This window comes from Microbacterium sp. NPDC058345 (assembly GCF_042723855.1).
In the GTDB taxonomy this organism is placed as follows: Bacteria; Actinomycetota; Actinomycetes; order Actinomycetales; family Microbacteriaceae; genus Microbacterium.
In genome coordinates this window covers 79,229-100,429 of sequence record NZ_JBHXIG010000001.1, presented here as the reverse complement: position 1 = coordinate 100,429, position 21,201 = coordinate 79,229, and the positions used below count along the sequence as shown (strand labels likewise).

Annotated in this window: 18 protein-coding genes and 1 tRNA gene; 12 read left to right on the top strand and 7 right to left on the bottom strand. The window is 67.0% G+C overall.

Annotation, left to right across the window (positions count from 1 at the left end; all coding sequences use genetic code 11):
* Positions 1 to 13 precede the first annotated feature (13 nt).
* The 6 genes from ACFWH5_RS00565 to ACFWH5_RS00540 all read left to right on the top strand — a co-directional run bounded on the left by ACFWH5_RS00565 (position 14) and on the right by ACFWH5_RS00540 (position 6,997).
* Positions 14 to 1,300, top strand: a complete 1,287-nt coding sequence (locus ACFWH5_RS00565; RefSeq protein WP_378830590.1) for an aspartate kinase — start codon at positions 14 to 16, stop codon at positions 1,298 to 1,300.
* Positions 1,301 to 1,474: 174 nt separating this feature from the next.
* Positions 1,475 to 2,548, top strand: coding sequence for an aspartate-semialdehyde dehydrogenase (locus ACFWH5_RS00560; protein WP_378830588.1), 1,074 nt, complete (start codon positions 1,475 to 1,477; stop codon positions 2,546 to 2,548).
* A gap of 87 nt (positions 2,549 to 2,635) precedes the next feature.
* On the top strand, positions 2,636 to 4,108 hold the full coding sequence (locus ACFWH5_RS00555) for a malate:quinone oxidoreductase (protein ID WP_378830585.1): 1,473 nt from the start codon (positions 2,636 to 2,638) through the stop codon (positions 4,106 to 4,108).
* A gap of 10 nt (positions 4,109 to 4,118) precedes the next feature.
* Positions 4,119 to 4,760 (top strand): thymidine kinase, encoded by a 642-nt coding sequence (locus tag ACFWH5_RS00550; protein WP_378830583.1) that lies wholly within the window; start codon positions 4,119 to 4,121, stop codon positions 4,758 to 4,760.
* A gap of 192 nt (positions 4,761 to 4,952) precedes the next feature.
* The gene (locus tag ACFWH5_RS00545; protein ID WP_378830580.1) at positions 4,953 to 5,696 is read left to right on the top strand and encodes a FadR/GntR family transcriptional regulator; all 744 of its coding nucleotides are present in this window, start codon (positions 4,953 to 4,955) and stop codon (positions 5,694 to 5,696) included.
* Positions 5,697 to 5,737: 41 nt separating this feature from the next.
* A complete protein-coding gene (locus ACFWH5_RS00540) occupies positions 5,738 to 6,997 on the top strand; it encodes an alpha-hydroxy-acid oxidizing protein (RefSeq protein ID WP_378830579.1) in 1,260 nt (419 codons plus the stop codon).
* Positions 6,998 to 7,153: 156 nt separating this feature from the next.
* On the opposite strand, the gene ACFWH5_RS00535 is transcribed toward ACFWH5_RS00540, so the two are convergent.
* The 4 genes from ACFWH5_RS00535 to ACFWH5_RS00520 all read right to left on the bottom strand — a co-directional run bounded on the left by ACFWH5_RS00535 (position 7,154) and on the right by ACFWH5_RS00520 (position 11,770).
* Positions 7,154 to 7,927: an HAD-IIB family hydrolase gene (locus tag ACFWH5_RS00535; protein WP_378830576.1), complete on the bottom strand. Its 774-nt coding sequence runs from the start codon at positions 7,925 to 7,927 to the stop codon at positions 7,154 to 7,156.
* Positions 7,928 to 8,080: 153 nt separating this feature from the next.
* Positions 8,081 to 8,154, bottom strand: a tRNA-Pro gene (locus ACFWH5_RS00530).
* A gap of 95 nt (positions 8,155 to 8,249) precedes the next feature.
* A complete protein-coding gene (locus ACFWH5_RS00525) occupies positions 8,250 to 9,185 on the bottom strand; it encodes a metallophosphoesterase (protein WP_378830574.1) in 936 nt (311 codons plus the stop codon).
* Entirely contained in the window at positions 9,182 to 11,770 is a 2,589-nt protein-coding gene (locus ACFWH5_RS00520; protein ID WP_378830572.1) for a transglycosylase domain-containing protein, read from the bottom strand. Before ACFWH5_RS00520 ends, ACFWH5_RS00525 begins: the two co-directional genes overlap by 4 nt.
* An 80-nt stretch (positions 11,771 to 11,850) precedes the next feature.
* Here ACFWH5_RS00520 and ACFWH5_RS00515 point away from each other — a divergent pair, with 80 nt between their 5' ends.
* Both ACFWH5_RS00515 and ACFWH5_RS00510 read left to right on the top strand, forming a co-directional pair.
* Positions 11,851 to 12,075: a hypothetical protein gene (locus ACFWH5_RS00515; protein ID WP_378830569.1), complete on the top strand. Its 225-nt coding sequence runs from the start codon at positions 11,851 to 11,853 to the stop codon at positions 12,073 to 12,075.
* Positions 12,072 to 12,530, top strand: a complete 459-nt coding sequence (locus tag ACFWH5_RS00510; RefSeq protein WP_378830567.1) for a RidA family protein — start codon at positions 12,072 to 12,074, stop codon at positions 12,528 to 12,530. The genes ACFWH5_RS00515 and ACFWH5_RS00510 overlap by 4 nt, the downstream gene beginning before the upstream one ends.
* Before the next feature lie 62 nt (positions 12,531 to 12,592).
* Here the strand turns inward: ACFWH5_RS00510 and acs are convergent, their stop codons facing one another.
* Positions 12,593 to 14,560 (bottom strand): acetate--CoA ligase, encoded by a 1,968-nt coding sequence (gene acs / locus ACFWH5_RS00505; protein WP_378830565.1) that lies wholly within the window; start codon positions 14,558 to 14,560, stop codon positions 12,593 to 12,595.
* A gap of 387 nt (positions 14,561 to 14,947) precedes the next feature.
* Between acs and ACFWH5_RS00500 the strand changes: the two genes are divergently transcribed.
* The 3 genes from ACFWH5_RS00500 (at position 14,948) to ACFWH5_RS00490 (ending at position 17,164) form a co-directional block, all read left to right on the top strand.
* A complete protein-coding gene (locus ACFWH5_RS00500; RefSeq protein WP_378830562.1) occupies positions 14,948 to 15,517 on the top strand; it encodes a hypothetical protein in 570 nt (189 codons plus the stop codon).
* Positions 15,518 to 15,558: 41 nt separating this feature from the next.
* The gene (locus ACFWH5_RS00495; protein WP_378830560.1) at positions 15,559 to 16,002 is read left to right on the top strand and encodes a hypothetical protein; all 444 of its coding nucleotides are present in this window, start codon (positions 15,559 to 15,561) and stop codon (positions 16,000 to 16,002) included.
* A 286-nt stretch (positions 16,003 to 16,288) separates the two neighbouring features.
* Positions 16,289 to 17,164 (top strand): AbiV family abortive infection protein, encoded by an 876-nt coding sequence (locus ACFWH5_RS00490; RefSeq protein ID WP_378830558.1) that lies wholly within the window; start codon positions 16,289 to 16,291, stop codon positions 17,162 to 17,164.
* A gap of 66 nt (positions 17,165 to 17,230) precedes the next feature.
* Here ACFWH5_RS00490 and ACFWH5_RS00485 read toward each other — a convergent pair whose 3' ends face one another.
* On the bottom strand, positions 17,231 to 18,040 hold the full coding sequence (locus tag ACFWH5_RS00485) for a helix-turn-helix domain-containing protein (RefSeq protein ID WP_378830555.1): 810 nt from the start codon (positions 18,038 to 18,040) through the stop codon (positions 17,231 to 17,233).
* 181 nt (positions 18,041 to 18,221) lie between these two features.
* Here ACFWH5_RS00485 and ACFWH5_RS00480 point away from each other — a divergent pair, with 181 nt between their 5' ends.
* Positions 18,222 to 19,646, top strand: coding sequence for a hypothetical protein (locus ACFWH5_RS00480; RefSeq protein WP_378830554.1), 1,425 nt, complete (start codon positions 18,222 to 18,224; stop codon positions 19,644 to 19,646).
* Between the two features lie 169 nt (positions 19,647 to 19,815).
* On the opposite strand, the gene ACFWH5_RS00475 is transcribed toward ACFWH5_RS00480, so the two are convergent.
* Complete coding sequence (locus ACFWH5_RS00475; protein WP_378830551.1) at positions 19,816 to 21,180, bottom strand: hypothetical protein; 1,365 nt, start codon at positions 21,178 to 21,180, stop codon at positions 19,816 to 19,818.
* Positions 21,181 to 21,201 lie beyond the last annotated feature (21 nt).

Below are 21,201 nucleotides of genomic sequence, written 5' to 3'. Positions count from 1 at the left end.
CTCAGGAGTGACCGTGGCCCTGATCGTGCAGAAGTACGGTGGCTCGTCCGTCGCCGACGCCGAGAGCATCAAGCGCGTCGCCAAGCGCATCGTCGACACCCGTCGCGCAGGGCATGACGTCGTCGTGGCGGTGAGCGCCATGGGCGACACGACCGACGAGCTACTCGACCTCGCGAACGAGGTCGCCCCGATCCCGGCGCCGCGGGAGCTCGACATGCTGCTCTCCAGCGGGGAGCGCATCTCGATGGCGCTGCTCGCCATGGCCATCCACTCGATGGGCTTCGAGGCGCGATCGTTCACCGGCAGCCAGGCCGGCATGATCACCGACGCCAAGCACGGCGCCGCGCGCATCGTCGACGTCACCCCCGTGCGCCTGCGCGAGGCGCTCGACGAGGGGGCGATCGTGATCGTCGCCGGCTTTCAGGGCTTCAACCGCGACACCCGTGACATCACCACGCTCGGCCGTGGAGGATCCGACACCACCGCCGTCGCCCTCGCCGCCGCTCTCAACGCCGACGTGTGCGAGATCTACAGCGACGTCGACGGCATCTACACCGCCGACCCGCGCGTGGTCCCGCGGGCGCGCAAGCTCGACAGCATCACCAGCGAGGAGATGCTGGAGCTCGCCGCCAACGGGGCGAAGGTGCTGTACATCCGCGCCGTCGAGTACGCCCGCCGTCACGGCGTGCTCATCCACGCCCGCTCGACCTTCTCGTCGGTCGAGGGCACCTACGTTCTGGGCGAGGGGCAGAGGTCCCCCCGTGAAACCGAGGGAGCAGCCATGGAAGAACCGATCGTCGCCGGCGTCGCCACCGATCTCACCCAGGCGAAGATCACCGTCTCTGGCGTGCCGGACGTTCCCGGCAAGGCCGCCGAGATCTTCACCGTCGTGGCCAAGTCCGGCGCGAACGTCGACATGATCGTGCAGAACGTGTCGGCCGCGTCGACCGGGCGCACCGACATCTCGTTCACGCTGCCCAAGGCCGACGCCGCGACCGCGCTGAAGGCCCTCGCCGCCGAGAAGCCCGGCATCGGCTTCGAGAACCTGCTGCACGACGACCAGATCGGCAAGCTCTCGGTCGTCGGTGCGGGGATGCGCACGCACTCGGGCGTCTCGGCCACGCTGTTCGAGGCGCTCAGCGAGGGCGGCATCAACATCGAGATGATCTCCACCTCGGAGATCCGCATCTCGGTCGTGCTCCGCGGCGACGACCTCGCCGAGGCGGCCCGCTCCGTGCACGCCGCCTACGGTCTCGACAGCGAGATCGAGGCCATCGTGCACGCCGGCACCGGCCGCTGACACCCGCCGGACGCGGCGGCACGGCCCGTCACGCCCGTGGTGCGTCTGCACGGCATGTGAAGCCCGACCTCGCTTCCACGCGGTAGACTCACCCGCAACCCTGACATCGGCGCCGGGCACAGCATCCGCACCCCGGGCTGGGCCTGGCGCACCGTCTCCACGCCAAGGATCCCCATGACCCGTATCTCCGACTCAGGACTCTCCGTCGCCATCGTGGGCGCCACCGGCCAGGTGGGCACCGTCATGCGTGAGATTCTCGCCGAGCGTTCGTTCCCGGTGCGCGAGCTGCGCCTGTTCGCCTCGGCCCGCTCGGCGGGCAAGGCGATCGAGTTCGGCGGCACAGAGGTGATCGTCGAGGACGTCGAGACGGCGGATGCCGCGGGCATCGACATCGCGCTGTTCTCTGCCGGCGCCACCGCGAGCCGGGCGTACGCGCCGAAGTTCGCCGCCGCGGGCGCCGTCGTGGTCGACAACTCCAGCGCCTGGCGGATGGACCCCGAGGTGCCCCTGGTGGTCAGCGAGGTCAACCCCGAGGCCATGGATGATCGCCCCAAGGGCATCATCGCGAACCCGAACTGCACCACCATGGCCGCCATGCCGGTGCTGAAGGCGCTGCACGCCGAGGCCGGACTCGAGCGTCTCATCGTCTCGACCTACCAGGCGGTCTCCGGATCGGGTCTCGCCGGGGCGCAGGAGCTGCTCGAGCAGGTCGAGGGCGTGCTCGCGCAGGGCGACACCTTGCGTCTGGTGCACGACGGTTCCGCCGTCGAGTTCCCCGAGCCGGCGAAGTACGTCGCGCCGATCGCGTTCGACGTGATCCCGCTGGCGGGGTCCGTGGTCGACGACGGCGAGAACGAGACCGACGAGGAGAAGAAGCTCCGCAACGAGAGCCGCAAGATCCTCGGTCTGCCCGACCTGCGCGTCGCGGGTACCTGCGTGCGCGTGCCGGTGTTCACCGGCCACTCGCTCTCGATCCACGCCGAGTTCACGAACGACATCACCCCCGAGCGGGCGCGCGAGGTCCTCGCCGCTGCGCCGGGCGTCGTGCTCGACGAGGTGCCCACGCCGCTGCAGGCGGCGGGCAAGGACCCGAGCTTCGTCGGCCGCATCCGCGCCGACCAGTCGGCACCCGAGGGCAAGGGCCTCGTTCTGTTCATCAGCAACGACAACCTGCGAAAGGGCGCTGCCCTGAACGCGGTGCAGATCGCCGAGGTCCTGGCAGGACGCCTCAGCGTCGTCGCTTCATAGCCCGACGGCATCCTCGTCATGCGGATCCGGTCTGATCAGGCCGGCCCCGTGGTCGGCCGTGCCGTGCCCGCGAACTAGACTGTCCTGGTGACTGAATCCGTCGACGTCGTGCTGATCGGTGGTGGCATCATGTCCGCCACGCTGGGAACGCTGCTGCGCGAACTGCAGCCGGACTGGAAGATCGTCGCCTTCGAGCGGCTGAGCGACGTGGGCCAGGAGAGCTCCAACCCGTGGAACAACGCGGGCACCGGGCACGCCGCACTGTGCGAGCTGAACTACATGCCGCAGGGCAAGGACGGCTCGCTCGACCCGGCGAAGGCGGTGTCGATCAACGAGCAGTTCCAGCAGAGCCGGCAGTTCTGGTCGTCGCTGGTCGAGCGCGGTGTGCTGGATGCTCCGTCGACGTTCATCAACTCCACGCCGCACATGACGTTCGTGCGCGGCGAGAAGGATGTCGCGTATCTGAAGGCGCGCTACGAGGTCCTCAAACAGCAGCCGCTGTTCGAGGGCATCGAGTACAGCGAGGACTCCCGCGTCATCAACAAGTGGGCGCCGCTGCTCATGCAGAAGCGGCGCAAGGGCGAGCCGTTCGCGGCCACCCGCGTGCCCTCCGGCACGGACGTCGATTTCGGCGCGCTCACCCACCAGCTGTTCGACCATCTCGCGAAATCCGGCGCGCAGGTGCGCACCGAGCACGAGGTGCGCTCCCTGAAGCGTCAGAAGGACGGCACCTGGCTGGTCAAGTACCGTCACGCGATCGGGCGCACCCCCGGGCAGGTGAAGGCCCGCTTCGTGTTCGTCGGCGCCGGCGGCTGGGCACTCAAGCTGCTGCAGAACAGCGGCATCCCCGAGATCAAGGGCTACGGGGTCTTCCCGATCGGCGGGCAGTTCCTGAAGACCACCAACCCCGCCGTCGTCGCCCAGCACAAGGCGAAGGTCTATTCGCAGGCCTCGGTCGGCGCTCCGCCCATGTCGGTCCCGCACCTCGATGCGCGCGTCGTCGACGGCGAATCGTCGCTGCTGTTCGGCCCGTTCGCGACGTTCAGCCCCAAGTTCCTTAAGCACGGCTCGATGCTCGACCTCGTGACCCAGGTGCGTCCGCACAACCTGTGGCCGATGCTGCGCGTCGCCTTCGCGAACCCCGACCTCATCACCTACCTGATCGGCGAGCTGCTCAAGAACCACGCCAGGAAGGTCGACAGCCTGCGCGTCTTCATGCCCACCGCGAAGGACGAGGACTGGACGATCATCCAGGCCGGCCAGCGCGCTCAGGTGATGAAGAAGGACCCCGAGAAGGGCGGCATCCTGCAGTTCGGCACCGAGGTCATCACCTCGCAGGACGGGACGATCGCCGGGCTGCTCGGCGCATCGCCCGGGGCATCCACCGCCGTGCCGATCATGCTGGGACTGCTGCGCCGCTGCTTCCCGGAGCAGTACGCCGGGTGGGAGCCGACACTGCGCGAGCTCATCCCCACCGTCGGCGAGAAGCTCAACGAGAACCCGGATGCGGCCGAGCAGTCGATGAGCGCGACCGCGTCGGCGCTGTCCCTGTCGGCCTGACACCACGACCGTGGCGAAGCTGTACTTCCGCTACGGCGCGATGAACTCGGGCAAGTCGACCGCGCTGCTGCAGGCCGCCTACAACTATGAGGAGCGCGGCCAGCGCGTGCTGCTCGCCAAACCCGAGATCGACACCAAGGGCGCCTCGCAGATCGAGAGCAGACTCGGGGTGACCCGCGACGTCGACTTCCTCATCGGCGCCGATGACGACGCGCGCGAGCTGTTCCTGCGCGAGCGTGAGCGGGTGCGCGACGAGGTTCAGGACGCGCTGCTTCCCAGCGAGCCGGTCGACGTCGCCTGCCTGCTCATCGACGAGGCGCAGTTCCTCTCCGCCGAGCAGATCGACGACCTGTTCCGCATCGCGGTGCTCGACGGCATCCCGGTCATGGCGTACGGCATCCGCAACGACTTCCGCACCCAGGCCTTCCCGGGCTCCGCGCGGCTGCTGGCGGTCGCGCACTCCCTCGAGGAGCTGAAGACCATCTGCCGCTGCGGTCGCAAGGCCGTGTTCAACGGGCGGATCATCGGCGGCCGGTTCGTGTTCGACGGCGATCAGGTCGCGATCGACGGAGCGGGCGACGAGCTCGTCACCAGCTACGAGTCGCTGTGCGGCCACTGCTACCTGGAGGAGTCCGGCGGCCGGTTGGGCTAGTTCCTCCGAACCACCGCATCTCGGCTGCGGGCTGCGGACTGTTCCCTTCGTTCGCAGAGCGGGTGCCCCTCCCGCTGCGCGGGTCCCTCCCCGATGCTCACTCCCGGGAACCGTCCTCCGCCCTCACTGTGGGTACGACGTTCGTCGGCGCAGCGGGAGGTGGTAACCTGTGGTCAGACCACAGGAGGACGGATGCCGCAGCCCACGACCGCGCCGGCGGCGCAGCGCGCCTGGCGCACCGTGCTCGAACGCATCGAACGCGACCTGCTCGACGGCGTGCTCGCTCCTGGCGACCGGCTGCCGTCCGAGCGTGACCTCGCCGCCGACCTCGGCGTCGGCCGCTCCAGCGTCCGTGAGGCGCTGCGCGTGCTCGAGGTGATGGGTCTGATCCGCACCGCGACGGGCTCAGGGCCGCAGGCGGGAGCGATCGTGATCGCCACGCCATCCGGCGGCATGTCGGCCCTGCTGCGCCTGCAGGTCGCCGCGCAGGGCTTCCCGTTGGCGGATGTCGTGCAGACCCGTCTGGTGCTGGAGGATGCCGTCGCCGCATCCCTCGCCACCGACCCCGAGCGCGACCTCGACGCCGCGCACCGCATCCTCGACGTCATGGACGACGACGCGCTCACGGCGGAGGAGTTCCTCGCGCTTGACGCGCAGCTGCACTACGCGCTCGCGGAGGCGTCGGGCAACACCGTGATCACCGCGATGATGGCGGGTCTGCGCACATCGATCGAGTCGTACGTGCTCGAGGGCGCGGCCCGCGTCGAGGACTGGGCCGCGATGGCCGACGGGCTGCGCGGCGAGCACCGCGCCATCGTCGACGCCATCGGCCAGGGCCTGCCCGAAGCGGCACGCACTCTGGTGCACGACCACATCACCGGCTACTACCGCTCGGCGGGGCTCGTGCCCGACGGCCGCGCCCTGATCGCCGACTGAACCCCGTGCCCGCAGACGGGCTCCGAATGAGAGGAACACGCATGGTCCAGCGCCAGCTGCCCAAGCCCGCCGAGATCTTCGAACTGATGAAGTTCAAGGCGCCCGAGCTGAACGGGAGGAAGCGCCGACTCGACGCGGCCCTCACGATCGCCGATCTGCGCACCATCGCGAAGCGGCGCACCCCGAAGGCCGCGTTCGACTACACCGACGGCGCCGCCGAGGGTGAACTGTCGCTGTCCCGCGCCCGGCAGGCCTTCGAGGACGTGGAGTTCCACCCCGGCATCCTCAAGCCCGCACCCGACGTCGACACCACCGTCGACATCCTCGACGGTCCGAGCGCGCTGCCGTTCGGCATCGCCCCGACCGGCTTCACGCGTCTCATGCAGACCGAAGGAGAGGTCGCGGGCGCGGGGGCCGCCGCAGCCGCCGGCATCCCGTTCACCCTGTCGACTCTCGGCACCACATCGATCGAGGGCGTCAAGGCGGCCAACCCGCACGGGCGCAACTGGTTCCAGCTGTACGTCATGCGCGACCGCGAGATCTCCTACGAGCTCGCCCGCCGCGCCGCAGCGGCCGGCTTCGACACGCTGCAGTTCACCGTCGACACCCCCGTCGCCGGTGCCCGCCTTCGCGACAAGCGCAACGGTTTCTCGATCCCGCCGCAGCTCACCCTCGGCACCATCATCAACGCCATCCCGCGTCCGTGGTGGTGGTTCGACTTCCTCACCACCCCGAAGCTCGAGTTCGCGTCGCTGAGCACGACCGGCGGCACCGTGGGCGAGCTTCTCGACGCCGCCATGGACCCCACGATCAGCTACGAGGACCTCGCGGTCATCCGCGACATCTGGCCGGGCAAGATCGTGATCAAGGGCGTGCAGAACGTCGAGGACTCAGTGCGGCTGAAGGACGCCGGCGTCGACGGCATCATCCTGTCGAACCACGGCGGTCGCCAGCTCGACCGTGCGCCCATCCCGTTCCACCTGCTGCCGCACGTGCGCCGGGAGGTCGGCGCCGACTTCACGGTCATGATCGACACCGGCATCATGAACGGTGCCGACATCGTGGCATCCGTCGCCCTCGGCGCCGACTTCACGCTGATCGGCCGCGCCTACCTCTACGGCCTGATGGCCGGCGGGCGCCAGGGCGTCGACCGCACCATCGCGATCCTGCGCGCCGAGATCGAGCGCACCATGCGCCTGCTCGGTGTCTCGTCGCTCGCCGAACTCGAGCCGAAGCATGTCACGCAGCTCGCGCGACTCGTGCCCGTCGCCGGCGCGGCTGCCGAGGTCGCCGCGCGCTAGCCGACACCTCCGTCGAGGGGCCAGAAATCGTCGGGTTCGCGCACCGCGACCCGACAGTTTCTGGCCCCTCGACGATTTCTGCCCGCGTGAGGGGTCGCAGAACGTCGAGAATGAGCGCGTGGATGCCGTTCTTGGTGACCCCTCAGCGTCGGGCGCTCAGCGCGCGACGGGCGCCGGCAGGGTCAATAGCAGTGCGTCCAGCTTGTCGGCGGTGTCCTGCCAACCGTCGACGGCCACCGAGGGAACGCCGATCGCGAGGACCGGGTAGTCGTTGCCGCCCTCATCGAGCCGGTCGCCGTAGAAGAGCATCTCCGCGAGCGGGATGCCGGTGTGCGCCGTCAGCTCGCGCATGCCGAACGCCTTGTCGATGCCGGCGCGGGTGATGTCGATGGAGGTCGAGCCGCCCGATCGCACCTCGAGGCCGGGCAGCCGCGCCGCCACCGCATCACGCAGCGCAGCCCGCTTCGCGCCGTCCGGGTCCCACGTGTGCTTCGCCTCGCGAGGAGCCTGCTGCCCGAGCGCGGAGAACGTGATCTGAGAGCCGCGGTCCTCGAGGATCTCGCCCCACGGCTCGGCCTCCCACAGCCCCAGGCGGGTCGCCTCCTCGCGCAGAGCCGTCAGCGCCGCATCCTTCTCATCGTCGGAGAGGTCATGGGCGTAGACCGGCGCGAAGTCGGCGCCGTCGTGCCGCAGATAGCGGGTTCCGCAGGTGGGCAGCAGATGCAGACGGGCGAGATCGGATGCCGCGGCGGCACCCAGACGCGCGAGCACCTGCGTGCGGAACTGCTCCTCGTTACCGCCGGAGATCACGGCCACGTCGACACGCTGCAGCAGGGCGATCAGAAGGTCGGCGATGCGGTCGTCGATCTGGCCCTTCGAGGGCGCAAGGGTGTCGTCGAGGTCGAAGGCGACCAGGCGAGGTGCAGTCATGGTGGTTACAAGGATAGTGGAGCGGGCTGTGAGGGGCTGGAAGGCGGGGTGCGTCCCCACAGCCATTCCACCGTGGGGCCCGGCTGACAGCCTCGGGCATGCGAAAAGGGAGGGGATCCGCCTCCGGCGGATCCCCTCCCTTTTCGCATGCTGTCGGGGTGACAGGATTTGAACCTGCGGCCTCTTCGTCCCGAACGAAGCGCGCTACCAAGCTGCGCCACACCCCGTTATTGCAACCGTTCAAGTCTACATGGTCGAAGGCGCCGCACCGAATCGACGGGGACGCCGGGTGCGGCAGCATCCGCCGGCGAGGATCACACTGTCAGGAGCGCGCGGTCAGCGTCAGCAGCGTCGCCTCGGGGCGGCAGGCGAAGCGCACCGGGGCGTAGATCGAATGCCCGCATCCGGCGCTCACGTTCAGCGGAACCGAGCGGCCGAAGTGCGACCACTCGCTCAAGCCCTTCGCCTGCTTCAGCGGGATGTCGCAGTTCGCGACCAGCGCCCCGAAGCCCGGCAGGCAGACCTGGCCGCCGTGCGTGTGGCCGCCGAAGATCGCATCGGCGCCGAGATCGGTGAAGCCGTTCAGCACGCGCTGATACGGCGCATGCGTGACGCCGATCAGCGAGGCGCCCTCGACGCGCGGGCCGAGGGCGTCGAGGGCGGAGGGAAGCGCGTCGAGATCGTCCCAGTCGCGGTGGGCGTCATCGACTCCGACGAAGTCGACGCTGTTCCCTGCGACCTGCAGCCGGGCGGCCGCGTTGTTCAGACCGGCCCAGCCCAGTTCGTCGGTGAAGTAGGCGTCCATCGCGTCGGTGTCGAGCGACGCCCCGCCCTTGACCCGCCGCGACGGCCCGGCGAAGTAGAGCAGGGGATTGCGCGGCGAGGGCGCGGTGAGATCGTTCGAGCCGTGCACGAACACGCCGGGGATGCCGGCGAGTGGAGCGAACGCCCGGCGGATGCCGGCGAGCCCCTCGACGTGACCGAGGTTGTCTCCGGTGTTGACGACGAGATCGGGCTCGAGCTCAGCGAGCGAGGCCAGCCAGTCCTGCTTGCGGTGCTGCCACGGCGCCATGTGCGCGTCGGAGAGGTGCAGCACGCGGATCGGCGCGCTGCCGGGAGCCAGGGCCGGTGCCCAGACCTCGCGGACGGTGAAGAGATACCGTTCGATCCCGATGCCCCAGATCGCCGCCGCAGCACCCGCGGCCCCCACCGCGCCGAGCGCGATGAGGGCCGGATGCGCGGACCGAGAGGCGGTCAATCCTCTTCCTTCGCACAGGTCAGGGTGATGGTCGCACCGGGGGCGGCGGTGCTGTCGCCACCGGGATTCTGCCCGGTGACCGTGTCGCCCCCGCTGCAGCCCTCTCCGCTCACCGCGAAGCCGGATTTCTCGAGTGCGTTCTTGGCCTGGGCGTACTTCGCACCGGTGACGTTCGGCACGGCGGTCTCGGGTGACTTGCCCGTGCTGGGGACGATCGTCACCGTGGTGCCACCGGGCACCCGGCCGGCACCCGGCGTCTGCTCGGCGATCAGACCGGCGCCGACGGTGCTGTCGACCGGATCGCCGACCTGCACCGAGAAACCAGCTCCCTGCAGGATGCTCGTCGCCTCTTCGACCGACTTGCCGACCACGTCGGGCAGGTCCTTCAGCACCTGACGCGTCAGGTTGCGGTCGGGCTCGGGGAACCGGTCGCCGCCGTACGCCTGATTCGCCGCGCCCTGCAGCGCCTTGGCCACGTAGAAGCGCACCTGGTTCAGCTGCGTGCCGTTGATCCACGTGCGCGACAGGCTGAAGTCCTCGTTGCCCTCCATCCTTCCGGCGTAGACGTAGGTCGCGGTCTTCGTGCTCGACTCGACCATCGACGTCGCCCATTCCTGGTGGGTACCGGTCTTACCGATCAGCGGAGTGCCGTCGAACGGGTTCCCGGCCGTGCCGGTGCCGCCGTTCACCATCACGCCCTGCAGGGCATAAGCGGTGGTCGCCGCCACCTCCGGGGTGATCACCTGAGAGCACGACGACTCCGGAACCTTCATCTCCTTGCCGTCGGTGCCCACGATCTTGTCGATCGCCTTCGGCGTGCAGTAGACGCCCTTGTTGGCGATCGTCGCGTAGACCCCGGCCATCTGGATGGGGGCGATGTACTTCGACCCGAGCACGGACGGGTACGGATCGTTCGGTGCGAGCCCGTCCTTCGTGATGTCACCACCGTCGCCGTAGTGGACTCCCATGCGCTGAGCGACCTTGTTGATGTCGCAGAGATCCAGCTGCGACGCCATAGCGAGGAAGCCGGTGTTCAGGGAGCGCTTCGTGAACTCGCGCACCGAGCCGGTGAATCCGCGCTGCATGTTGAAGTTATAGACCATCGAGTTGTTCGTGAACGGGTCGCCGCACTGTGTGAACGACTTGAACAGACGGGTATTGCCGTTGACGATCTCATTGACCGAGTGGCCCTTCTCGAGCCAGTCGATCAGAGTGAACACCTTGTAGGTCGAACCGACAGGCATGCCCGCGGAGTCGCCGTGAGCCTTATCGGCGGCGTAGACCAGACCTGTCTCGCCCTTGGCCTTGTTGGCGTTGGAGCTCTCTTTGAACTTCGTGTTCTGCACAATCGCGAGCACGCGACCGGTGTCGACCTGGAGCGTCACGCCGGAGGTGCCGAAGTTGTGGCCGTCGACATACTGCGGCGCGCGAGCCCGCATCGCCTCCACCCCGGGGCGCTGGACGCGCATGTCGAGCGAAGTGTAGATCTGCAGTCCGCCGCGTCGCAGGGTCTCCAGGCGGTCGGCGCGTGTCTCGCCGAACGCCTTGTCGCTCTCGACGATCGACTTCACGTACTGGCAGAAGTACGCCTGATCGCCCGCGGCGGCACAGCCCTGCGTCGTGGGGGTGATCTTCGGAGTGATCGGCTCTGCGATCGTCGCGTCGTACTGCTCCTGCGTGATCTTGCCGTCGATGCGCATGCGGTTCAGCACGTAATCGCGCCGGAATTTCGTGTCGGCGTAGCCGTCGGCCTCGCTGTTGCTCGGCTCGCCGTTCTTGGTCCAGGAGCCGTCCTTCTTGTCGATGCGGAACCGGTTCGGGTTCTGCACGATGCCGGCGAGGGTCGCCGCCTGGTTCAGGTTCAGCTTCGCGGCGGTGGTGCCGAAGTAGTAGTTCGACGCGGCTTCGATGCCGTAGGTCTGACCGCCGAAGTTGGCGATGTTCAGGTAGCCGAGCAGGATGTCGTTCTTCGAGTAGTCCTTCTCGATCTGGATCGCGTAGCGCATCTCCTGCAGCTTGCGCTCGATGCCCTCGGCGCCGGAAGCCTGCGTCGCCTCCGTCCAGCACGCGGTGAGCTTCTCCTGATAGTTCTCATCGGAGGGCGAGGCATCCTTCTCGCATTCCTGGATCAGCACGTTCTTGACGAACTGCTGGCTGATCGTCGACGCACCGCGAGACGATGTGCCCTTCACGTAGTCCAGCAGCGCGCTCGCGGTGGCGCCGAGGTTCACGCCGCCGTGCGAGTAGAAGTTCTTGTCCTCACTCGACAGGATCGCGTCGTACAGCAGCGGAGAGACCTGCTCGAAGGTCACCGGCACGCGGTTCTGGTCGTAGAACTTCGCGAGCTGGAACGGCTTGCCGTTCTCGCCGGTGCCGTAGAAGACGGTCGGCTCCATCGGGGTGCCGGGGGTCAGGCTGTTCGGCAGCTCGTCGAAGATCGACAGCGCCTGGGAGCCGGTGACACCGGCGATGGCGATGGCGGGGGTGACGGCGGCTGTGGCCAGCACGCCGGCGACGGCACTGAGGCCGACCAGGCCCAGCAGTCCGCCGAGCACACCCTTCACCGTACGTTTCGTTTGAGGCATACGCTTGATGGTAGGGGAGTTCCCTGAATAGAAGCCTCGATGACAGCCCGGTGCCGTCGTCGTCGACCCGCAGGAGTGCCATGACCACGTGGGAATATCTGACCACGCCTCTGCTCATCCACAACACCGCCGCGATCCTCAACAACTGGGGCAAGCAGGGCTGGGAGCTCGTGCAGGTGGTGCAGGGTCCCGAGGGTGGTCTGGTCGCCTACTTCAAGCGGCCGGTGTCGCACGAGGCCGAGGCCAACTCCGGCCTGGCCGCCGCCGAGGAAGCGGCCCGCCAGTTCGAGGGGGAGCAGCTGTGACCATCGCCGCCCGCCTCGAGGAGCTCGGAATCGAGCTGCCTGCCGTCGCGGCCCCCGTCGCCGCGTACGTTCCCGCCGTCGTGCACAACGGCCTCGTCTACACATCCGGCCAGCTGCCGTTCATCGAGGGCGCGCTGCCCGCGACCGGCAAGGTCGGTGCAGAGGTCGACGCGGATGCCGCCAAGGGCTACGCCCGCACCTGCGCGCTGAACGCCCTCGCGGCCGCGGCCGACGCGGCCGGCGGCGTCGACCGCATCGCCGGGGTGCTGCGGGTCGGCGGCTTCGTGGCATCCGACCCAGCCTTCACCGGCCACCCGGGCGTCATCAACGGCGCCAGTGAGGTGCTGGGCGAGATCTTCGGCGATGCCGGCACGCACGCCCGCGCGGCCGTCGGCGTCGCGGTGCTGCCGCTGGACACCCCCGTCGAGGTCGAGGTGACCTTCATCCTCGCCTGACCCCGCCCGATCGCACGAAGAAGCGGCCCCCTCATCGGAGGGGGCCGCTTCGTGGTCTCGGCCTACTTCACCTGCGCCGAGATGATGCTCATCACGGCGGTGTCGGCGAGGGTCGTGGTGTCGCCGACCTCGCGGCCCTCCGCGACGTCGCGCAGCAGCCGGCGCATGATCTTGCCCGAGCGGGTCTTGGGCAGCTCACCCACGATGTACACGTCGCGGGGACGCGCGATCGGGCCGATCTGCTCGCCCACCCAGCTGCGCAGCTGGGCGGCGAGACCCTCCGGGGCGTGCTCGTCGAGGTAGCTCTGCTTGATGATCACGAACGCCACGACCGCCTGACCCGTGGTCTCGTCGGATGCGCCGACCACCGCGGCCTCCGCGGTCGCCTCATGCGCCACCAGCGACGACTCGATCTCGGTGGTCGACAGCCGGTGGCCGGAGACGTTCATCACGTCGTCCACGCGACCCAGCAGCCACAGGTCGCCGTCGTCGTCGAGCCGGGCGCCGTCGCCGGCGAAGTAGTAGCCCTGCTCCTGGAACTTCTCCCAGTAGGTCTCCGTGAAGCGCTCCGGGTCGCCCCAGATACCGCGCAGCATGCTGGGCCACGGCTCGGTGATGACGAGCAGACCGCCGTTTCCGTTGCCGACCTCGACGCCCGTGTCGTCGACCACGTCGATCGCGACACCCGGCAGCGGAACCTGCGCCGAACCGGGCTTGGCCGCCGTGATCCCCGGCAGCGCCGACACCATGATGGCGCCGGTCTCCGTCTGCCACCAGGTGTCCACGATGGGCGTCCTGTCGGCGCCGATCACCTGGCGGTACCACATCCACGCCTCGGGGTTGATGGGTTCGCCCACCGAGCCGAGCAGGCGGAGACTCGACAGGTCGAACTTCTGCGGGATCTGCCGGCCGAGCTTCATGAACGAGCGGATCGCGGTGGGCGCGGTGTAGAAGATGGTCACACCGTACTTCTCGATCAGCTCCCACCACCGGCCCGGATGCGGCGCATCCGGCGTGCCCTCGTACATCACCTGGGTGGCGCCGTTCGCGAGCGGGCCGTAGGTGACGTAGGAGTGTCCGGTGACCCAGCCGATGTCGGCCGTGCACCAGAACACGTCGGTCTCCGGATGCAGGTCGAAGACGTACTTGTGGGTGTACGCGGCCTGGGTGAGGTAGCCGCCGGAGGTGTGCAGGATGCCCTTCGGCTTGCCTGTGGTGCCCGAGGTGTACAGGATGAACAGCGGGTTCTCGGCGGGGAACGCCTGCGCCTCGTGCTCGGCGGATGCCGCGGGAACGGCGTCGTGCCACCAGATGTCGCGTTCGTCGTTCCAGTCGACGTCGTTGCCGCCGCGCTTGACGACGAGAACGTGCTCGACGGTCTGCTGCTCGCCGTCGCCGCGGTCGCCGAGCGCCTGGTCGACGGCGGGCTTGAGCGCCGAGACACGGCCCTTGCGGTATCCGCCGTCGGCGGTGATGACGACCTTGGCTCCGGCGTCGTCGATGCGCGAGCGCAGGCTGTCGGCGCTGAAGCCGCCGAAGACGACCGAATGGATCGCGCCGAGGCGGGCGACGGCCAGCATCGAGACGACGGCCTCGGGGATCATCGGCAGGTAGATGGCGACGCGGTCGCCATGCCCGACGCCGAGGCCCGAGAGCACGTTGGCGGTGCGCTTGACCTCTTGGGTCAGCTCGGCGTAGGTGATGCGGCGCTCGTCGCCCGGCTCGCCCTCCCAGAGGATCGCGACGCGGTCGCCGAGACCCGCCTCGACGTGACGGTCGAGGCAGTTGTACGCCACGTTGAGCTCGCCGTCGTCGAACCACTTCGCGAACGGCGGGTTGGACCAGTCGAGCACCTGCGTGAACGGAGTGTTCCAGTGCAGCAGCTCGCGCGCCTGCTCCGCCCAGAACCCCTCGCGGTCGTTCTTCGCGCGCTCGTACATCGCGGGGTCGTCGATCGTCTGGGCGACGAACTCCTCGGACGGCGGGAACTGCCGCGACTCATCGAGGAGGTGGTCGATCTGGCTGCTCATGGCACTCGCTCCTTTGCGCGGGATGATGGCCGTGCTCGGGAGGACACGACCGTGACACGGCGAATCTAACGCCGGGCACCACCCGCGCATACCGTCGAAAGTCGGTAGTGCGGCGGGTTTGTGGGCGCTCCGGCACGTGCGTACACTGACCCTCAGCCGAATCGTATTCCGGCTTCAGCGCGCCCGTCACCCCCCCCGAAGCGGGCTTGCGCGTGGGCGGCACCTCATTCCCCCCGTGAGGTGCCGCCCTTCTCCTTCCTCGGCGGTCGTCGCCTGCCCTGACCGCGCGGGCGGGTTCGCTCGGCACATCCGCACGACGGCACGGATTGTGCACAGCCCGCGGGGAACGGGCTCAGCACGGCCACGGAGGGCTCGTAGCGTCGGGGCATGCCCGATCCGTTCGTGTTCCGTCCCCGAGCCGCGTCCGGTCGCGCCGAGCGACCCGCAACGGCCACGGCGCCCGATCCGGCGCTGGGGCCACTGGCCGAGTACGCGGCCGACGAGCGCATCACCGACCTCTTCGTGAACGGCACGAGCGGGTTGTTCGTCGACCGCGGCAACGGCGCCGAGCATGTGCCGCAGTGGCGGGCCTCCGAACGCGAGGTGCGCGATCTCGCCGTGGCGCTGGTCGCCGCCGGCGGGCGTCACCTCGACGACCAGTCGCCGTGCGTCGACGTCCGGCTGGGATCCGGCGTCCGGGTGCACGCCGTGCTCGCCCCGACGGCCGCATGTGCTCCACCGACCATGACTGGCCACGGGACGACCGTCGTCCCCGACGAAGAAAGAAGGAACGACATGACCGAGAACGACCTGCCCGCCCTGACGAGGCGCCGAGCAGCGGCGCTGTGCGCCGACGAGAGCGGTGCGGCCACGGCGGAGTACGCGATCACCACCATGGCTGTCGTGGTGGAGCTAGAACGTATTTACCGACCATTCTTTCGCAGCTGCGGAGGATGATGAGGCCGCGTCGACGCCGGACGTCCTTGTACGGTGAGGGAATGGATCGAGAGCGGCACACGGAACTCCTTGAGGCCGTTCAGCGGGAACTCGAGCAACCATTACCGAACCTAAACCTCCCCATCGCAGCGCTCCGGAAGCAGATAGCGGAGCACGTCAGCGATCGCGTTTACTGCTACGCATTTCCGGAGGACCCCGCTCTCTCGGACGCTGACTGGGCTCAGCTCGTTCTCCCGGGTCTGCTGAAGATGGGCGCTTCAGGCGGCTCCGATCGGATGCGTGCCCAGCGGAAAATGGTTGAAGTCATGCACGACCCGGATCGCGAGCTTAGAGGCTTTCTCAGCACAACGAGGGACTCCGATGAGTACATCGCACTTCGTGGCCTGGTGGAGCTGTACATAGAACGAACTCAGAGCGCTCTCCGCAAGGAGGGCCTGACGACTGTTGATCTGTGGCGCAGAGGACAGCGAAGCGAGCTTCATTAGGGACGCGGCCGAGCAAGAGGTGCTTGTCTCATGGGAGAGCCTCGACGATGCGCGCAATCGACTTCATCTGGTTCTGCGCGAGGACCCTGGCCGTTCGCTCCTGCAGAGAATGAGAGACTGGCGCGACGAGCGAAGGCAATAGCACTCCAAACATTCGATCTGTTCACAGCTGCAGTGATCGCCGGTGCTGAGCCATCGCCCGCGACCGCGCTGGAACCGGCGCGCACTCGGCAGTGCGACCATGCCCCGGCCGTTAAGTGTCTGACGCAGGGGCGAGACTGGGTCTATGGCACGTCGACAGCACCTCCCGGACGACCTTGAGCCCACTCAGGTCATCGCCCTGCAGGACGCGCTGCTCTCCAACGCCGACCGCCTGCTCCAGGCGGCAGCGGCGATGCTCGAGGGAGACAGCGCGCCGCTGGCGAGGTCGCTGGCGATCCTTGGGATGGAGGAGTCGGGCAAGGCGATCGCTCTGCACGAGCGCCGCGTCCGCATGGCATACGCGCCAGAGGGTGAGTCGTTCGTTGACGACCGGCTCAAGAGGGTCTGGGGCGACCACGGACTCAAGCTCGAGGTCGTGCACAGATTCCTCGTGAACGAGCAGTACTGGTTTGGAGTGGAGCCGTCCGACCCGGAGGAGAACGCTCGTGTCCTCGGCACGATCGAGGAGTGGCGGCGGGACCATAACCTGTTGAAGCAGAGCGGGTTCTACGTCGACGTCTCGCCCCAGGGCGATCCGGTCACACCGGAGGGTGTCGCAGACGTCGACGCCGTGCGCGAGGTGCTCGGGCACGTCCACCAGATCGGATGGCAGCTGCGCCTCGGCGAGCACATTGAGGGCAAGCGCCGGTTGGAGACCGAACAGGACGTCCCGCCGGCGACCGAGGAGGAGATCCAGAACATGCGCCGGATCCTGCGCAACATGGATCAGGCAATGGCTGATCGGATGCTCGAGTCCATGCGCGAGGGGAAAAACGGCGAGACTCTCAATAACGCGGCGTACGCGTTCGAGCTGCCAGAGAACCCCTTCGCAACCGTGGGCAAGCCCGGGCACGAGGCCGAGGACCGAGAGCTCCTGGCACTGTGGGAACACGTGCACTCGGAGACCCCGGACGCCTCGGAGGAGCCAGCCGAGCCCGAGGAGCCGGCCAGCTCTTCCTGAGGAAACTTCGTTGCCAGGTCCAGTCGGTCGCGCGACCGGGTGAAGTCATAGAGGCGGCAAGGCTGTTTAGCCGTCGACGATGAGGCCAGAGAGCCTCTGCAGGTAGCCCGGGCCCGTCGCTTCTTCAGCGTCGAACCAGGTGTATGGGTGACGCTGAGCCAGGACGGCTGGAAGTAGGGGGTGGCCGAGGCGGATCGGGACCTCCCACTCATCCCATCGGCATATGTCGTCGAAGCCGTCAGAGACGGCGTCCCAGTCATCGTCGCCGATCAGATACTCATCGTTCTCCTCATCGTCGACCGCCTCGCGAGCGGGGACATGCTCGAAGCTCTCGGGGAGATCCTCCAGCGAGGCCTGTGCGCCACTGAGAGCCGCACCGATCAGCACCTCGTCGATGAGCGGTCCTGGCCGATCGAACGGCAGGATGCCGCGCTTGATCTCGTCGGAGATCACTCGGCACCGCTCCTGAACGGCGGCGACCCACGCGCGACTCTCACCGATGAGCATCATGACGCGGAGGTCGAAGTCGTCGAATGGCGGTCGCGTGTGAAGTGGCTCCCGCGGATCGTCGAGCCACGGCTTGAGGAAGAGATCGTCCCAGGTATCGAGCTCGAGAGCGATGGCGTAGGCCTGCCGGGGCGTGAGGCGCGGCGAGTCTTGCCAGGCCGTCGTGAATGAGTTGGTCAGCTTTTCGAGTGCCCGCTCGTGCTCGGACCGTGCCGCGAGGACGCCCTCGCACGCGTCGCGCGTCTTCTGGCTGACAGAGTCAGGATCCTCCTCCCAACGTCGCCAGGTCGCGAGGGAGACGCTTGCTCGGCGGGCTGCGTCGGTCTGCGTGAGGCCAAGCTCGATGCGTCGATCGATGCGCTGTTTCATATATCAAGAGTACTGAGTACTCAGTGAGTAGTCAATAGCGTGCGGGCGTCTTCTCGCTGCTGACCTTGCGTATCCCACCTCAATGTCGACTCCTGTCCTCGATCGTGACCCGTCCATTAGGAATGATGCAGGACAAGGCCGATCGTCGACGCGACGAATGCGGTGCGAGAGGATCATGGGCATGGGAGTAGAGCGTCTTGAGTTTGGCAGCAGCCTCAGTGGGCTTCTCGTCGACGGCGTCGACGGCACGCCATGCGTCGGTGCGACGATTCGAATGACGAAGGACAAGGGCATCGTCGTGGAAGTGCCGTATCTGCCAGACAGAGGCATCGCGCAGTTCGATCACGTTCAGGAATGGTTTGGCAGTCGGACGCCGCCGAACAACATGCTTCTTTTGACACACGAGGGCACGATCTCGCTCTTTGACATCACCTGGAGTGGACACTCGGAAACCTGGGGCGGATCCCGCGCATCCGTTGGGTCGTTACGTCCCACTCTGACGGTACTGGGACGTCGAGACGCCGAGCTTGCTGCTCCGCTCGTCATGAACGAGATGCATAGCTGGCCTGACGGGCTCAATGCGTGGTCAGGCCTGTCATCGGTGCACACAGAGCGAGAAACGGATGAGCAGGCTCGAGTCCAATCTGTGACGATGACCCTCGAAGCAAGCGCCAGCTTTACATGGCACCAAGGAGACGCAACGCTGACGCTGCGTGCTGGATGGCTGCACGCACCCGAGCGGAACGGCTACGAGCGTAAGACGACGGTGCACGACAACGTCGCAATCGTCAGCACGTTCGAGTCAGGGCCAGCCCCGTTCTGGGACCACTTTGTCGAGCACCGAAAAGTAGCGAACCTCCTGGTCTTTCTCTTCGGCCGGCAGCTGTCATTCCGCAAGCACTGTTTGCGAGACGACCTCTTCACGACTCGCGCCGGCGACGGGCGCGTGATCAGTACGCCGCTGACTGAATTGATCAGCCGGAACTCCTACCGAGAGCGAATCGCTGAGGTCCCCTCCGTCAAGGAGCTCGGCAATCCGATTGCGGGCCTGCACGAGATCGGTGAAGAAGGTCTCGAGGCCTGGGCGAACAACTACGAGACTTGGAAACGCTTCATTCTTCCGAGCGCGAGCATCCTGGGGCGCAATGGTGTCTATCTCGAAGACCTCGTCATCTCGACTTCCATGAGCATGGAAGCGGCCGGTGGGCTCATCGGTGAGCGACCTGGAGAGAGGGCCACCTGGAGTAACGGCAGGAGGCCCCGGCCGACAACGGCGACCTACGTCTACCGATGCATTGACGTCCTCGCCGTGCAGTGGCCGGAGCGCGTGACCGACCGCGCGGGCCTTTCCAAGGCGATTGCCAACGCCTACAACGACGTCAAGCACTACGACCGTGGCGACTTTCCTGACCACGATGAGCTTCACGTCGTCAGTGAGATCAGTCAGATGATCGTGCGGCTACTGGCCCTTCACATCGCCGGACGAGGTGAAGACCTACTGTCGATCTATAGAGAATCGGAGCGGCTCTACCAGATCAAGCAGGTGCTGGACGCGTACGAACTTCGGCTCGACGAGGACGGAAAGTGGATTCGCGATTCCAATTAGGCCTCGCCGGCGCGTTTCGCCTAACGGGTAGCACATACTGCCCTCGCCACCGTTTCGAGGGCAGCGGGGTGAAATAGATGAGAGGCGCGAGTGAAGTGCGGTCTAGTACTCAGGAGACCGCTTGCTCGATTGATCAATGCAAGCCGTCGAACGGTGTATTCAAAGGGCTTCAGTTGTACGTGACGATCTCTGTGGTGCTCGATACGAGATGGCCAGCGGGCGCGATTTGACGGTGCAGCCCGTTTTCTTCGAAGACGTGTGCCGCTCCAGGGAATGCTTCGAAGGGAAGCGGATTGAGGGCGTTCGGGTTGTGGAACACAGTGAGGCCGTCGATCCAGTCCTCCTCGTAGTCCGCGGACGCTGGCAGCGAGAACGGTTCCTCCACACCCGTGTTGTCTTTCGAGAAGCGTCGCCCTTCGTGCTTCACGCTCACACTCGGATCGCCCATACCGGCCGCGATACCCATGCGATTGAACTTTGAGAGCGTTCCAGCTGCGTTGAAAGCTACGGCGCTGACGCGTTCGGAGTCCGGCAGCTTGAAGAACCCGGAGGGGAGCACCTTCGGACCCCACTTAAGTTGAGCGACTGGCACTTCGACTCGCTGCACTTTGCCATCGGTCTCGATCTCTTCGACGCGCACGCCGTACAGGTACTCGAAGAGCGCCGACTGGCTCCAGGTCATCGAGAGATCCTGGTGGAAGTCCTGGATGGCAATGGCGAAGGGAATCGTCAGGTCCAAGCCATCACGCGTCCAGTAGCCCTTGTCGTTCAGTTTGGTCCACAGTGGACCGGAGAACCGAGTCGGCAGGTAGTTATGGACGTACTCGAAGATGTCCGCCTCTGTCACGGGAAGCGGAACGACCTGGTTAGCAGGCGGAGGGTTCGAGGTCGTGGCCTCCACGTAGAAATCACCCACGATGCCGCGAGCGAGAAAATCGGGAGCAGGTTTCGGCTGCTCCACTTGGTGCCCCGCCTCTCTCAGGACGGCCCACAAGTAGAGTTCCCAGACGCGCGCATCGAACCCCGTCGTTTGGAACTGTTCGATGTACGAGCCGTCCTGGTTCTCGTACCAACGCATCGCGACCTCGATCAGTCGCTTCGCGGCGACGGCGCTTGGACTGTCGCGGAGGTACTTGAAGCGCTCGTGCAGCTTGCTCTCCTTCGCCACCTTCGCGAAGAAGTCCACCGACGCCTTCTCATCACCCTGTGCTCGTTCGTGGTCGTAGTCCTCATGCACGCGAGCCATGCTCGCCGCCGTCCGCTCAACGGCATCGCGAATGTTGGCATGGTCTTGAAGGATGTCCACGCCGCGATATCTGCCAGCGAGGTCCGGAGCCATAACCGCGCTATGGAGGTCCCTGTCAGTGAGGTCGACGAAGATTGTTCCGAAGACCTGCGCGGGCTCGATCTCCAGCCACTCAACCTCTTTGATCGGCGGCAACCCTTTATGGCCGCGCGCCCAGACCACATGAGCGTTGAACCGCCGCTCGGATACCTGTCGAATCTCGACTGGTTTGGTCTCGTCATTCCTCACTACGCAACCCCTCATTGATCG

Excerpts from the sequence above, each read along its gene's own strand:
- ACFWH5_RS00515 (WP_378830569.1), top strand. The coding sequence starts at position 11,851 with ATGACCACGTGGGAATATCTGACCACGCCTCTGCTCATCCACAACACC.
- ACFWH5_RS00480 (WP_378830554.1), top strand. The coding sequence starts at position 18,222 with ATGGGAGTAGAGCGTCTTGAGTTTGGCAGCAGCCTCAGTGGGCTTCTC.
- acs (WP_378830565.1), bottom strand. The coding sequence starts at position 14,560 with ATGAGCAGCCAGATCGACCACCTCCTCGATGAGTCGCGGCAGTTCCCG.
- ACFWH5_RS00560 (WP_378830588.1), top strand. The coding sequence starts at position 1,475 with ATGACCCGTATCTCCGACTCAGGACTCTCCGTCGCCATCGTGGGCGCC.
- ACFWH5_RS00540 (WP_378830579.1), top strand. The coding sequence starts at position 5,738 with ATGGTCCAGCGCCAGCTGCCCAAGCCCGCCGAGATCTTCGAACTGATG.
- ACFWH5_RS00500 (WP_378830562.1), top strand. The coding sequence starts at position 14,948 with ATGCCCGATCCGTTCGTGTTCCGTCCCCGAGCCGCGTCCGGTCGCGCC.
- ACFWH5_RS00520 (WP_378830572.1), bottom strand. The coding sequence starts at position 11,770 with ATGCCTCAAACGAAACGTACGGTGAAGGGTGTGCTCGGCGGACTGCTG.
- ACFWH5_RS00535 (WP_378830576.1), bottom strand. The coding sequence starts at position 7,927 with ATGACTGCACCTCGCCTGGTCGCCTTCGACCTCGACGACACCCTTGCG.
- ACFWH5_RS00495 (WP_378830560.1), top strand. The coding sequence starts at position 15,559 with ATGGATCGAGAGCGGCACACGGAACTCCTTGAGGCCGTTCAGCGGGAA.
- ACFWH5_RS00490 (WP_378830558.1), top strand. The coding sequence starts at position 16,289 with ATGGCACGTCGACAGCACCTCCCGGACGACCTTGAGCCCACTCAGGTC.
- ACFWH5_RS00485 (WP_378830555.1), bottom strand. The coding sequence starts at position 18,040 with ATGAAACAGCGCATCGATCGACGCATCGAGCTTGGCCTCACGCAGACC.
- ACFWH5_RS00545 (WP_378830580.1), top strand. The coding sequence starts at position 4,953 with ATGCCGCAGCCCACGACCGCGCCGGCGGCGCAGCGCGCCTGGCGCACC.